This window comes from Brevibacillus sp. HB1.4B (genome assembly GCF_013284285.1).
Taxonomy (GTDB): domain Bacteria; phylum Bacillota; class Bacilli; order Brevibacillales; family Brevibacillaceae; genus Brevibacillus; species Brevibacillus porteri.
On the sequence record NZ_JABSUT010000018.1, the window covers coordinates 1 to 14,470 of the forward strand.

The 14,470-nt window shown below is 48.3% G+C and carries 12 protein-coding genes; 1 reads left to right on the plus strand and 11 read right to left on the minus strand.

Annotated features, from left to right (window positions below; genetic code table 11):
* Nucleotides 1-215: 215 nt before the first annotated feature.
* From HP398_RS28780 to HP398_RS28825, 10 genes are all read right to left on the minus strand, one after another.
* Nucleotides 216-1,001, minus strand: coding sequence for a 3-hydroxybutyrate dehydrogenase (locus HP398_RS28780; RefSeq protein ID WP_069852648.1), 786 nt, complete (start codon nt 999-1,001; stop codon nt 216-218).
* 66 nt (nt 1,002-1,067) lie between these two features.
* A complete protein-coding gene (locus HP398_RS28785; RefSeq protein WP_017247143.1) occupies nt 1,068-2,450 on the minus strand; it encodes a GntP family permease in 1,383 nt (460 codons plus the stop codon).
* 405 nt (nt 2,451-2,855) lie between these two features.
* Nucleotides 2,856-4,226, minus strand: coding sequence for a sigma-54 interaction domain-containing protein (locus HP398_RS28790; RefSeq protein WP_017247142.1), 1,371 nt, complete (start codon nt 4,224-4,226; stop codon nt 2,856-2,858).
* An 80-nt stretch (nt 4,227-4,306) separates the two neighbouring features.
* The gene (locus HP398_RS28795) at nt 4,307-4,690 is read right to left on the minus strand and encodes an MmcQ/YjbR family DNA-binding protein (protein ID WP_106834331.1); all 384 of its coding nucleotides are present in this window, start codon (nt 4,688-4,690) and stop codon (nt 4,307-4,309) included.
* A 31-nt stretch (nt 4,691-4,721) separates the two neighbouring features.
* On the minus strand, nt 4,722-5,948 hold the full coding sequence (locus tag HP398_RS28800) for an MFS transporter (RefSeq protein ID WP_173624322.1): 1,227 nt from the start codon (nt 5,946-5,948) through the stop codon (nt 4,722-4,724).
* A 276-nt stretch (nt 5,949-6,224) separates the two neighbouring features.
* On the minus strand, nt 6,225-7,565 hold the full coding sequence (locus HP398_RS28805) for an alpha/beta hydrolase-fold protein (RefSeq protein ID WP_173624323.1): 1,341 nt from the start codon (nt 7,563-7,565) through the stop codon (nt 6,225-6,227).
* 9 nt (nt 7,566-7,574) lie between these two features.
* Entirely contained in the window at nt 7,575-8,594 is a 1,020-nt protein-coding gene (locus HP398_RS28810) for a FecCD family ABC transporter permease (RefSeq protein ID WP_173624324.1), read from the minus strand.
* On the minus strand, nt 8,587-9,594 hold the full coding sequence (locus HP398_RS28815) for a FecCD family ABC transporter permease (RefSeq protein WP_017247137.1): 1,008 nt from the start codon (nt 9,592-9,594) through the stop codon (nt 8,587-8,589). The genes HP398_RS28810 and HP398_RS28815 overlap by 8 nt, the downstream gene beginning before the upstream one ends.
* Nucleotides 9,595-9,612: 18 nt before the next feature.
* Nucleotides 9,613-10,617 carry an iron-hydroxamate ABC transporter substrate-binding protein gene (locus tag HP398_RS28820; protein WP_173624325.1) on the minus strand — a complete coding sequence of 335 codons (1,005 nt, stop codon included), beginning with the start codon at nt 10,615-10,617 and terminating at the stop codon, nt 9,613-9,615.
* Between the two features lie 112 nt (nt 10,618-10,729).
* Nucleotides 10,730-12,379, minus strand: a complete 1,650-nt coding sequence (locus HP398_RS28825) for an AraC family transcriptional regulator (protein ID WP_173624326.1) — start codon at nt 12,377-12,379, stop codon at nt 10,730-10,732.
* Between the two features lie 195 nt (nt 12,380-12,574).
* Between HP398_RS28825 and HP398_RS28830 the strand changes: the two genes are divergently transcribed.
* Nucleotides 12,575-13,588 carry an ATP-binding protein gene (locus tag HP398_RS28830; protein WP_173624327.1) on the plus strand — a complete coding sequence of 338 codons (1,014 nt, stop codon included), beginning with the start codon at nt 12,575-12,577 and terminating at the stop codon, nt 13,586-13,588.
* A gap of 283 nt (nt 13,589-13,871) precedes the next feature.
* On the opposite strand, the gene HP398_RS28835 is transcribed toward HP398_RS28830, so the two are convergent.
* Complete coding sequence (locus HP398_RS28835; protein WP_254476437.1) at nt 13,872-14,417, minus strand: DinB family protein; 546 nt, start codon at nt 14,415-14,417, stop codon at nt 13,872-13,874.
* Nucleotides 14,418-14,470: the final 53 nt, after the last annotated feature.

The following is a 14,470-nucleotide window of genomic DNA, read 5'->3' on the forward strand; positions in this document are numbered from 1 at the left end:
TTGTCGAACGCTTCATATCTTATCACGTTCGTTATTTGCGAGTCAAGAAGTTTTTTATCGAATCTCGTTTTCTTTTCTCGTATTTTGTCGTCGTTCTTGGCGACAAGTAATAATCTATCACATAGAAAAAGAGAATACAAGACCTTTTTTACTAGTTTTTTAAAAAAGATAGCGAAAATGAAAAAGCCCCTATAAAAATAGGGACTTTAACAGGCTTACTGCGCTGTATACCCGCCATCGATGACGACAGCCTGACCCGTGACACCTGACGCTTTCTTGCTAGCTAAAAAGGCAGCGTAGTTCGCTACTTCCTTTACTTGCAGCAGTCGCTTCTGCGGCACGAGCGGGTAGATGACTTCTTCCATTACCTTTTCCAACGGCACATTTCTTGTCTTAGCCAAATCCGCTAATTGGTTTTGTACCAGCGGCGTATCGACATACCCCGGACAAATGGCATTTACCGTAATACCAGCCACTGCCCCTTCCAAGGCTGCAACCTTGGTGAGCCCGATGACCCCGTGCTTGGCACTGTTGTACGCTGCCTTCCCCGCAAAGCCAATCAAGCCGTTAATCGAAGCCATATTGATGATACGGCCATGACCTTGTTGCTTCATAATGGGGAACGCGTGTTTAATCGCAACAAAAGGCGCTGTCAGCATAATACTGAGCATTTGTTCAAATTTTGCAGTCGGAAACTCTTCTATTGGAGAGACAAATTGCAATCCGGCGTTATTCACTAAGATATCGAGTCTGCCAAAAATCTTGACTGTCTGCTGGATGCACGCCTGCACTTGTACCTCGTCAGTAACATTACAACCAAAGCTGATTGCTTCATGCCCTTCCTTTTGCAATTGGGCTGCTGCTGCTTCCGCTGCTTCCCCATTCAAGTCCAGTATGACGACTTTCGCCCCTTCCTCGGCAAACGTCCGGGCAATCTCCAATCCAATTCCGCTCGCAGCCCCTGTTACTACTGCTACCTGCTGCTCCAACAATTTCTCCATATCCTACTATCTCCTCTCCTGTCCCTCATTTTCTCTGTCTATAAACTGGTCGATCTCTGATGAAAATTAGAAAATAGAAACGGCGAATGCCAGAATGAACACGACAGCTGTTTTCAAAACCGTAATCGCGAAAATGTCTTTGTACGATTGACGATGAGTCAAACCAGTAATCGCGAGCAGTGTAATGACCGCTCCATTGTGCGGCAATGTGTCCATACCACCGGAAGACATCGAGGCAATACGGTGCAGCAACTCAGGGCTGATTCCCGCAGCATTTGCCATCTCTAGGTATTGCTTGCTCATAACCTCCAGCGCGATCGACATACCGCCCGACGCTGAACCTGTCACACCTGCCAGTACGTTTACAGCCAGTGCCTCAGATACCAACGGATGTTCACTTGCGCCCATAATCCAGCCTTGGATGAGCTTGAAGCCCGGCAATGTTTTCACAACGTTTCCGAACCCAACTTCGGAAGCAGTATTGAAGATCGCCAAGAGAGAGCCCATCGCAGCTGCCGTCAAACCACTCGCCAGCTTGTTTTTGACTTGCTTCACATTGATTAAAATTGCGGCAATAATTCCAAGACAGAGCGAAATAATCAGTGACCAAGAAGAGACAACATTTTTCACTTTCTCAATCTTAAATGATTCTTTGAGGATCGCCGGATCGTACCACGTTTCTACTGTCCAAATCCCTCTGCTGAACAAATAGTTACCCACGAGCACTAATGCCAACGGGAGAATCGCGACCCAGATGTTCATGTAGGATTCATTTTTGATCAGCTCTGGCTCGTTCGTATGTCCCTCGCCGTAGCCTTCCCCAGCAGTGACAGCTTGCTTGCGTCTGCGCTCCAGCCATAGCATCCCGCCAACGAAAACCATAATGGCGCCGATCGTTCCAAGAACAGGTGCAGCATAAGCATCCGTACCGAAATAAGTCGTAGGAATGATGTTTTGAATTTGTGGTGTACCTGGCAAAGCGTCCATCGTATACGTAAAAGCACCGAGCGCAATCGTTCCTGGAATGAGACGCTTCGGAATATTGGCTTCACGGAAAATCGCAGCGGCAAACGGATACACAGCAAATGCCACAACGAACAGGGAAACCCCGCCATACGTCAAAATCGAACAGGCCAAAACGACAGCCAAGATCGCACGATTGGAGCCGAGTGCCTTCACAATCGTGTGGGCAATGGACGAGGCAGCACCGCTCAACTCCATGACTTTTCCAAAAATGGCACCCAGTAAGAAAATAGGGAAGAATGATTTCACATAGTTTGCTGCATTCGTCATAAAGGTTTCGGTGTAGCTCGGCAGTAGAGAGATCCCGGAAAGGACAACGGCCAGCAGCGTAAAAATAGGGGCAAATACGATAACAGGATAGCCCCGATACGCAAAAAACATCAGGAGACCGAGCGAAATCAAGATGGATAACACTTCGATGATCATATAATTCTCCTTTCAATTTTCTCCTCCGCTTACAGAGGAAATGGTGTGTATTCACACGAAGAAAACGCTTTCATATCCAACTCAATTGCATGGACCATGCCAACTCCAGCCGATTCCAGAAAAATCGTTCAACCATACCCGTTCATCGTGCCTCGACTGTTTGCAAGCAGATGATAGCGCTTGCAGTTTTTCCGGATTTTCGGAATTTATTGTCCGATTTTATGGAATCTAGCAAAAATCAGCCCACCTTTTCGGGAATCTGGTCAAGGAAGGCTACTGGGTTAAAGCGGGAGGCCACCTTGCTCTATTCCAGAAAACCGGAATCTACCAAAACGTTATTCCTACAGATGAAAAAAGCCGCGAACCTGGTTCAACACCACATCCCCGACTTATACGCGCCTCGTACTATTGGTACTTCTCCCACTTTTCGTAAAAGCTGGACTTGCTGATTTGCAACAGCTTGGCGGCGGTAAGCTTGTTCCCCCCTGCTTGCTGCATCGCTTGTCGAAGTGCTTCCTGCTCAGCCTCTTCTATAACTTGTTTCAATGGTCGAACGGTATGAGTTGGAACCGATAAGAACGCGAGTGACCCTTCGTCCGATACAGGCAGCCAAATATGCTCCTTTTTCAGGACATCGTCTTCCATTAGATGCAGGGCTCGCTCCAGCACGTTTTTCAACTCTCGTACATTGCCTGGCCAGGAGTAGCCCCGAAGTACGTTCCATACCTCTTCATCAATGGCCCTGACCGCTACGCCAGTGGACTCGCCAAGCTGTTTGAGCAGATTCGAAACCAGCTCCGGCAAATCCTCCAGACGCTCTCGCAACGGAGGGATCGAGAGTGACACGACATTCAACCGATAATAGAGATCCGCCCGAAACTTCCCTTCCTTGATGCTTTGAAGCATGTCCGAATTCGTGGAAGCGATCACCCGCACATCGATAGGCGTCGTCCGTACAGCCCCTACTCGCTCGACTTCTTTTTCCTGCAACACGCGCAACAACTTGGCTTGCAGCGGCAACGGCATGTCCCCGATCTCATCCAACAGAATGGTTCCGTGGTTAGCCAGCTCGAACTTTCCCTTTTTTCCGCGGCGAACAGCTCCAGTAAACGCACCTTCTTCATAGCCAAACAGCTCTGATTCTAGCAAAGAATCCGGAATAGCGGCACAATTCACCCGAATGAAAGGACCCATTTTGCGCTTGCTCTCGGCATGAATAGCGTGGGCAAACAGCTCCTTGCCTGTCCCGCTTTCACCTGTGATGAGCACAGTCGAATCGCTTTTCGCAACTTTCTGAGAAAATTTTTTAAGCTCCTGCAGCTTCTGGCTGTACCCGACGATTTGATCAAAATGATAGGTAGCCCCCATTCGCCGCCGCAGCTCTTTCTTATAATAGGTCAATTCGTCCTTCAGCTGAGCAACCATCGCAGCCAAGGCAGTGAGCTCCTGCACATCCTGGAACAGCACCGTTCCCAGAACGGCAATCACTTTCCCTTCGTCCATAATCGGTATGCGATGCGCAATCATGTTCTGTCCTTTTATTTGCTGAATGTCGGCGATCTCGGCAACACCTTCCTGACCGACAATATGCATCCTCGTGTTTTCGATGACATCCGTCACTGGCTGTCCGATCACGTCCTGTACATTCAGAAATTCTCGATAACTCCGATTCAATAAGAGTATTTTTCCGTCCTTGTCGGTTACGATCATTGGTTCATGGGCATTTTCAAAAACGACCTCAAGCAATTTGCTCATCTGCTGGAGATTCCAATCCAAAACCGGCTCCCCCTTTGTCTGAATGCTGCTGTGTCGAACGTTCGCTCATTACTCGTTACGCCCAAATTATACAGGAACGATCAGGGGAGGTGTTGTAATTGCTTGACCAATCGCTTGGGAGCCGCGCACATATAGCCTTCCCGTATGTAATCCTCGATTTCACCATAGCTAGTCACGTTTTTGTTCAGGATCGAAACCCAGCCGTGATGACCGATGTACGGTGTCTTGTAAAAATGCTCCTGCGTAAGCAAAATCTCTTGGGTCGTCTTCAGCACCTTCACAGAAAGGGAGGGGCCTTCAGTGCCCCCCTCTCCCAAAATGACAAACGGCTTGTCGTTTACGCGAAACGATGTATGTCCAAAAGCGTCTACCTGCTCCGTTACTTCTGGCAACCGCATCGCCAGCTCGCGAACAGCAGCTACCATCTTCAAACCTTCTATAGAAGAAATCTGTTCGTGCACCATCTGGTCCAAGCCTCCCTTTGCTACCAAACCCTTATATACCAGTCTGTTCTGTACTTTGCACCACGTTTCCTTCCCTCATACGATAAAGCGGCAAAATAAAGCTGAGACCAATGATCATCAGGAATGCAGCGATTCCGTATATGACTGCGAGCGGGAGATGCAGCTTCAATACCCCCGTAATACTCATCATGACGACCATAGAGCCTGTAAACAACGGAGTCAGTATTCCATTCACCCGACCGATAAAGGTACTCTCGGTATTTTTAAGCAGCATAGTGTTGATCCCAATTTGAATAGAGGGCAAGAGCAATCCCGCGATGAACTGGGCAACAAGCGTCAGCCACAGATTCGTGGACATCCCGCAAATTGCTACTGCGACCGCATTTCCAAGAAGCCCCATGACCAATAACTTTTGCGGCGGAATCGTTTTGGCAGCTGCCATCGTCATGGCCCCTCCAGCAATCATCCCCACACCTTGGGCGGTAATTAACCATTGCAAGCTTTCTTTTGGCAATTGCAGTTGTTCAGTCACGATAAAAATCCCAAGCGGTTGAATCATTCCCAATGAGAAACCCACAGCCAAAAAGCAAAAGCCAAGCATTGACAATACGCGACTGGAGAACACATAACGAATCCCGCTGACCATCTCCCCAAGCAGTGCCGTTTCTTGCTGCTCTTCTTTCTCGACGCGATCTGGCGGCAGCAAATACAGGACACCGGCCGCAGAGAGAAACGCAACCGCAGTGATGACCATAGCTACCTCCATCCCCCATTGCTGGAACACAAACGTACCGATAATCGGACCAAATACCATGAAGATCGCGAAAATAGTCTGATACGCTGACATTCCTACCTGAAGTTGTTCACCAGGTACATGCAGCTTGAACAGCTTCATTCCGGACGGTTGAGAAAACTGAGAAAGAATGGCTGAAATGAGTGTGGCAAAAAAGATGGCCTTCCACGAGCCGTAAACGAAGGTAAGCAGCACTCCGACAACCGATAGAGCACTGAGCACCTCACACCAGACCATCGTTTTTCTCGGTTGCCAGCGATCAGCAAACGTACCAGCAAGAAAGGAAAACAGAAAGATTGGCGCATACTCCGCCACAGAAATCATGGATACAGCGAACGAATCGCCTCCTGTATGATCCATCACATAGAGCAGAATCGCCATGTTACGCACCCATACTCCGATTTGCAGCAGAAATGCTGATAACAAAATAGCCCTCACATAGCGATTTTTCAAAACATTTGACATAAAAAAGCCTCCTTATCCATTGCGATCTGGACAGGAGGCTACGCATATTATCGCCAAAAAGACATAGAAACCCTTAGTGAGTCTAAAAAGGATCTACCATCTATTCGCCAATATGCACATACTACCCCTATCCAAAAACGCATCGTTTTATCCGATTGGTTTTGCGGAAATAGGAGTTAGCAGATCATTGGCTTAATGGTCACCCTTTCTTGTAGAATGACCCAAGGGTACCACAAAAAGTAATTCTGTGACAAGAAAAATTCACTTGATCTTGTCCTATGCTTTGCCGACAAGTGTGATGCGCTCTGCGGCAGGAATTCGCGGCTGAGCGCCAGGGATCGCGGCTGGATAACCGATATGCAAGTTCCCCAGCACTTTTTCTCCTGGTCGAATGCCCATCGCTTCACGGAATTCCGGCTCGTGAATCCATGGGTACGTCTCCCACGTCAGACCGATGCCTTTTTCCCACGCCAGCAAGCTAAAGTTATGAATGACAATACTGGTCGAAGCAAAGTCGTCTTGGCGCGTAATCAAGTTCGGACTTTCTTCCATGATCACCGTCATCAGCATCGGAATCGCCATGATTTTATTGTAAAACTTCTCGCCGACCTCTTTCTTTTTCGCAGGATCAATCTCCCGCTTTTCCTTCATGATCCGCACGGCCTCGGCGATTCTTCTCTTGCCTTCCCCGTACGTCACAATAAAGCGCCACGGTTGTGTCATGTGATAATTCGGCGCCCACACGGCTGTATCCATCAGTTCTGTAACCAACGCAGGGTCTACCTCACGATCTGTAAAGCGATGAATCGAGCGACGCTCTCTAATCAATTTGGCCAGTTCCATTTCTGTCTCCTCCTTCTCATTCAAAAGCCATTGCAACGCCCCCGGAAATCTGGCGTTTGCACATTCACTCAAATGATCCGCCCCTGCGTCAATGAGCAGGACTAACTGATCTGCTGTGAAGCCGTTATCAGCCAATATCTGATGCGCTTCTTTTGTCAGCGGGACCATTTGTTTCTGGATGTTTTGTTTTTTGGCACCTTCCTTACTGCCAACATCCATGTAGATGCGCAGTCCGGGACGGTACATTTTCTTTTCCCGCATAAACGGAACCATGCCTTCATACCAATACGATCCCGAAATGCTGCCGATTTTCGTGAAAACGTCCGGATATTGGTGCGCAGCGTACATCGAGATTAAGCCACCAAGCGAAAATCCAATGATCCCTGTTTTTTCCGGCCGAGGGTCTGTCCTGTACTTGCTGTCGATATACGCCTTACATTCATTGGCGACGTAAGAAAGATACGCATCTCCTTGCCCGCCAAAATCAATGTTGCGCTCAGGCGAGATCGCTTTGGAGAACCAAGGCGTATAGTCATCCCTGCGGTTTCCTGGCTGGATGCCGACGAGAATTAGCTCAGGAATTTTTCCCTCTGCAAACTGATCTTCGATTACATCGAGTGCAGTACTAAACGCAGGATCAAACAAGTCACCGCCATCATGGACATACATGACGGGAAAACGGGACGTACTCTTGTAATAGGATGGCGGCAAATATACGAGCAATGCTCGGTGATGGCATACTTCTGCAAACAATTGTCCCTTCACAATTTGCACGTCCCCTCTTTATTTTTTTCTTCTACTCAGAAGATAGAAGAAATACGGTACACCGATGATCGAAATGACGATACCCACTGGCAGTTCAATGGGTGTGAACACAGTTTTGCCGATAAAGTCAGCTACCACGACCATAAGCATCCCGATTGTCCCTGACAAGGGAAGAACATACCTGTGCTGGATTCCCGCCAAACGCTTCGCAATATGCGGTGCCATCAAGCCGACGAATCCGATGCCTCCCGAAACCGAGACACACGCGCTCACGATCCCGATACTCGACAGCAGGAGAATATTGCGCTCCTTTTCCACGGACACACCCAGATTCTTGACGGACTCCTCACTCAGTTGAAGCAAATCGAGAATATACACCTTGCGCATCAAAACAGGAATGAGGATGACTAGCCATGGCAGCATCCCAGCAATATGCGTCCAGTTGGCACTCCAGATACTTCCCGAGAGCCATACGGTTGCCATTTCAAAATCGTTGGGATTCATTTTTAACGAGAGATACAGTGACACGGCACCCAATCCGGAACCAATGGCGATCCCCACCAGAATCAGTCGTTGTGGGTCTAGCGCTCCGTTACGCCAAGCAAATAGATAAATCAGTCCAGCCGCAAGCAATCCGCCTGTCAAACCGAACAAAGGCATGGCGATGATGGAATACCAGCTCGCATCCATAAATTGTCCACCGAAGAAAAACATAAAGGCGACGATAGCGGCTCCTGCCCCGGCGTTAATACCCAAAATCCCCGGATCAGCCAGCCCGTTACGGGTGATCCCCTGAATGACGGTACCAGCAACTCCTAAGCCAAAGCCGACTAACGCCGCAATAACAATCCGCGGCAGGCGGAAATCGAAAATAACCAAATCGTATTCCGCTACAGGATCAATACGCAATAACGTACGGATGACATCCAACACCGTCATGTCAAATACACCGTTGGTCAGGCTGGTATAAATCGCCAGCAAAATCAAGGCGATGTTGACGAGAAACAGCAAACGAAATTTACCTTTTTGATTAGGCATGCTTTCCCCCTCCTCTCTTGTAAATCAAATAGAGGAAGAACGGAACGCCAATAAATGCTGTCACCACACCGATTGGGGTCTCAAACGGACTGTTCATAAATCGGCTGAGAACGTCAGACAAGGCAAGGAAAATACCGCCCAATAAACCTGCACATGGAATGATCCATCGATAATCGAGACCTACCAAAAAGCGGGTAATATGCGGAATAATCAGCCCGACAAAAGCGATTTTTCCTGCCAACGCTACGGAAATGCCTGTCAGAATGACAACAGCAGTCGTTGCCAGCACTTTGACCATCACCGTTCTCTGTCCGAGACCGCGAGATACTTCGTCGCCCAAGGATAAGATCGTAATCGATTTGGACAAAAGAAGTGCGAGGATAATACCGACGATGGCAAAAGGAACCGCCAGCTTCACCAGGCCCGGCTCCAAGAGATGCAGCCTAGCATTGTACCAGAAGCTGACGTTTTGCGAGACTTGAAAATAAGTAGAAATCGCAGCTGAAATGCTGCTCAAAAAGGTACCCGTAATCGTGCCGATGACCGCCATACCCACGGGTGTCAAGCCGTTTGGCAACAGTCGGGAAAAAGCGAGAACCATCGCCACCGCAAATGCTGAACCGATCAAGGACATGGTAATCATCGTGACACTCGTAGCGGATGGAAGGAAAACCATGCACAGCGTAACGGCAAAGACCGAACCGTCAGACACGCCCATAATAGAGGGGGACGCGAGGTAATTCCTCGTCATCCCCTGCATCAACGCTCCTGATATCGCCAGAAATGCTCCGATCATGAGTGCGCCCAAAACCCTCGGCAAGCGAGAGTGCATGACAATTTGATGATCCACATTCCCTTCATCAAAGGCAAAGAGAGCTTGATAAATGGTCCCGGCATCAATCGACTTGGCTCCGTAATGAATGGAGAGCAAGATTGTAAGCAGGATCACCAATGGCGAAACAGCTAGTATGATCATGGAAGTTGCTTTTTTGGATTGCATAGCCTACCTCGCCCACTTTTACTTGGCAGACAATTTTTCAACAGCCGCCTTCAGGAATTGTGTTTTGCTCCAAGCAGTACCGCCTTGTGCGAGAGGATCAACTACGTTTACGTAAACTTTGCCGTTTTTCACTGCATTCACGCTCTTCCAAATCGGGTTGTTCTGCAAATCTTCCAATACGTTCGGCTTGTCTTTATTCTCGTCTGGAGAGAATTGGATGAACAGGTAGTCCGGGTTGATCTGGCTGAATTTCTCCATGGAGATAATTTCTTGTGCCTTCGCCGCTTTTACTTCTTCAGGTGCAGTCAAACCAAGGTCTGCGTACAGAGCTGGGTTGAAGAACACCTTCTCTGGATAGATGTTGATGTTTCCTTGGCGCAGACGAATCACCAATACTTTTTTATCCTTCACGCTGTCTCCCAATTTTGCTTTTGCCGCTTCAATCCCTGATTTATATTCATTGAGTGCTTTCTCTGCCTCAGCTTGCTTGCCAGTCAATTCACCCAACAATTGCAGATTCGCTTCCCAGTTGGTTGAAATGTGAGAAACGGGGAAAGTAGGAGCAATCTTGTTCAGCTTCTCAGCCATTTCTGGTGGAAATTTGCTACTGCCCAAGATCACGTCCGGCTTCAAGGACAAGATGGTTTCCAGGTTCGGTTGGATTTTTTCCCCGATGGATGTGGCTTCGCCTGTAATCGGTGCAAACATCTCCGGGAATTTGCCGCCTACAGAAATCGCGCCTACCGGGTTTACGTTCAGCACAAGTGAATCTTCCATGGACTCCATGCTGCCTACAATGGCGATCCGGTCTGTTTTGCTAGGGACGGTGTATTCTTTATCTAAATATTTAATCGTGCGTGTCTCTGCTTTATTGGCATCATCGGCCGGCTTTTCTGCTGTAGCTGTTGTCGCAGGTGCTGCGGTAGGTGCAGTCGTGTTATTCGCTGCTTCTTTTCCTCCGCCGCACGCAGTCAGAGCCAATGTCAACGCTGCAATGCTCAAGCCTAGGTATATCTTTTTCATTCTTGAAAGACCCCTCTCAGAAATGTAAGGTTTCACTCCACATGAGTGATAACGATTATCATTCGTGATTATAAAGCATCCACTCATGCCCGACCATGGACGAAATCCAGAATCAACATGGACGATCTCCTGAAAACAATCTCACACTCTCTTCCACGATCCGTTCATGAGCCGTTGCCGAGTATTCACGCCAAGGGTCCGACATAATGACATGCGCCCGATTGTTGCGGACTGCTTCGATCTCTTGCCATGATCCCGATGCTTTCAAGGCTTGGAAGCATGCCAACGTTTCAGCCTCTTGGCAAACCAACAGCAGCAAGCGATCTGGCGCGAGTGCAATTAATTCCTGTACGGTCACAAGCTGGTCGTACTCGTTCTGTTCCGAGACAAAAGCAGATTTGACTTGCAGATCTTGATAAAACACTTCATTCATACTGCGATTGCAGTGGACATAGAGCTGGTTTTTCAATATCCGCACGACGAGCACCGTTTCATCGCCCAGAGCATGTTGAAGCTTTGCCCGGGCCCTCTTCACCTTTTTCTCATACTCGCAAAGCCAATGATGCGCTTCCATGGACTCTCCCAAAAAGTCGGCCATAAGCTGCAGTTGTTCTTTCCACCCCTGCTCTTCAAAAGGTACATACAAAGTGGGCGCAATCTCGTCCAGATGCTTCTGTTCCTGCAAACTCGTCTCGTCCAAGCCAATGATGACGTCTGGCTTGGCATCGCGAAGCATTTCGATGTTGGCTTTCCAATTTTGGTTAATTCGAAACGCGCTCAGATGGACCGGGATATCGTTTCGATAGGTGTGATGATAGTAAGCCGTCCATTTCGGGTGCAGTGGCGCCGCGTAAGGAATCATTTTCAAAGCCAGCAAATGCCCGATAACGGTCGAGCCGTACGCCGCAATTTTTCGTTGGCGGCTTTTCATATAGAGAGTCGGTGAAACTCCGACAGCTTTCTTGAATTTTCGGCTAAAGTAAAACTCGTCATTGTAGCCCACTTGATGAGCGATATCGCGCAGCTTGGCATGCGACTGCACCATCATCTGCTTCGCCCGGCTAATGCGAAGCTCTGCCAAATAGTCCATAGCTGAGATGCCATACGTTTTTTTGAACAGATCGACGAAATATTTTGGACTCACCTCTGCGATGCGAGCCAGCTGTTCTATCGTCACATTTTCCGAGTAATGCTCTTCCATATGTGCACGTGCCCGCTCCAGCGCCATTCCAGAATCTGTTGTCGAGAAGTGAGCATGCTTGACGATGTGGTACCATAGCTCTTGAAAAGTGTGTTGACCTCGAAAACGCTCGAGTGCCGTCTCCTGCTTCCATAGATTCTGGATCAAATCACAATAGACAGGCAGCTGCCCTGCCGATTGGACAGAGATCTCTCCCCGAAAAGGAAACAGATCCTTTTCCCGAAGAGCTTGGAAGCACCGATGTCTGTCTCTCGTTTCCATAAAGACATCAAAACGAAGCATGTACATCTCCAAATGATCAGCCGAATCAGGGACGATGCCAAACGTAAGCATAGGAGGACATACGTAAATCGCGTCCTGCCGCAATTGGTACTCCTCGTTCTCCAGTCGCAGGCGCCCACGTCCCCCGGTTATTACCAGCAAAATATGCGTATGAGTGAATTGTTGGCGTAGTCGGTCATGTCCTTGTGCTTTGAACCATGTAATGTCACGCAGCTTAAAAATGGCTTCTGCCATGGTCTTCTCTGTGAATTGTTGAACCAAGGCTTGTGTTTCGTTCATGTTCTCACCTCTGCCCGATCCTCTGTGTAGATGTTGATAATCATTCTCATCAACAATAGAGAAAGTATATCAAAAGTGACGCTTGCTTCCTATCAGGAATATTTGATCGATTTGAACCGATAACTTGAACGTGGTATGGTACGTACCAATAGAAAGGGAACCAACCATTCAACATAACGGAGTGAAAATGAAGATATGAAACAATATGTTCTACCTTTTTTCTCTAGCCTCGTCGCGATTACTTTTGTGACAGGGTGCGTCTCTACCTCTGATCAACTAACGGTAAAAGACCCCACCCCACCTGCAACGGAAAACACAAGGAAGTCCCCTGCTGATACAACAAAAGCCGAAAAGCCAGCGGATGATTTGCTCAAGCAGTTCACCGTACTAGCTGCGCAAGCCAAGGAAGCGAATGAGCTAATCGCCTTTTTGGATCAGCATCTGGCGAAAACGGACACGAAAACCGCCGATCAATTATTTTTTGCCCTTGATCAGTATTATGAAAAACATCTGCCTACGATAAACGATAACTTCAAGGCACTCCTCGCCCAGCCGGGAAATGCGGATAAGCTGTATGCCTTGCAATACCCTTACGATTTCAACAAGCTAGAAGGCGATGACAGCTTCAAGCAATGGCTCCTCCACCAAACAGAGGGCGGACTCGTCTTAAAGGCGACGAAAGACATGTCCTTCTACTGGCAAGTGGATTACAAGGCATTGCAAAAATATGCCGCTTCGCTCGATGAGGAAGGGAAGGACTACTTGTCCATTCAAGAAACGGAAACGGGCAAACCGTATTTGGGTGACGGCGGGTTGCAAATCACGCGAGCTGAGCTCGGACCGAGAATGGTTGAAGTCGAAGAGTATTTGGTCAACTACCGCAGCAGCCCACGTGCAGTGAAGCTCCGTACGCTCTATATCGACTATCTCAAAACATACTTGTCTGATTACCGATATGAGACAATAGACGAAGCAACAATGAAGTTACTCCCAGCCGTCAAAGAAGAGTATCAGAACTTTGCCAAGAAATATGACGCTACGAAAACAGGACAGATCGTCAGGGATTATTTGATCGAGGTCACCAAAAACGAGGACGTGATCTTTGAACCCGGCAAGCCTGGTGAAAGCATCATCGGTGACACCAAACCGAACATTAGTCAGTTCTTGAACGGGCTCGAGGGGCGGATTGCTCGGACGATGAATCCGTAAAAAACAAGAAGTTTGCGTGGCTGTAGTGGAGGAGAGGGAACAGGAGAAAACGACTCAGCTTCTAGGGCCACCCATTGGGGGATTGACTGGCCGACTCCATGCAAAAAGCGAAACCGTGTCCAAAGTGGTCCAATCTGGATGTTTCTCAGAGGTGGACGCTTAAGGGCGTGTTTCGCTTTTTGCATTACGTCTCGGTCGGTGTCCCTAAGATCTTCGCTGTTTTCTCCTGTTCCCTCTACAAGCTGCTTGTTTTTTCGGTAGCTGATAAAAGATGAAAAAACCTTTACTGTTCTACCGCGGAGGTTTCGAACAAATAGAAAATGTAATCGGAGGAAGCTCCCGCGTGACCCATTTGTCTGAGCATGGCGGAGATATTGCCTCGGTGATAGGTTCCGTGGTTGGCGACGTGTTGGACGATGTCGGCATAGCGAGCATGAACCGTGCCCAATGCCGGGTGCGTATAGGCCGAGGTGTCTTCCATAGAGATTTGCCCGAAGAAATCTCTGAACTGCTGGGCTGATTCGGCAAACCGTTTTCGCAGCTCGTGTACGTTCTTCCCTTTTAATTCCTGCAAGAGAACCCCTACTTTTGGTCCTACCTCTTCGTAGCTCTCCCCCTTCATGGCCAACAACCAAACATAATCCGTCTTGAGAACGTGAGCCAACGTCTGGGTGATCGTCGGAAACACACTCGGAACCTCCTGCTCACTTACTCCCTCTGGTACCTCCTGCAACCGCTCGAATACCTTTTCGTTTGCCCATACATGATATTCGTACAAACGCAATGCTTCATGCTTCATAATCAATCTGCCTCCATTCACTTTTTCCATCTCTTCTTTGCTTTCAATATAAATCAACTCTCCTGACAAAAATGGTCAGTGAA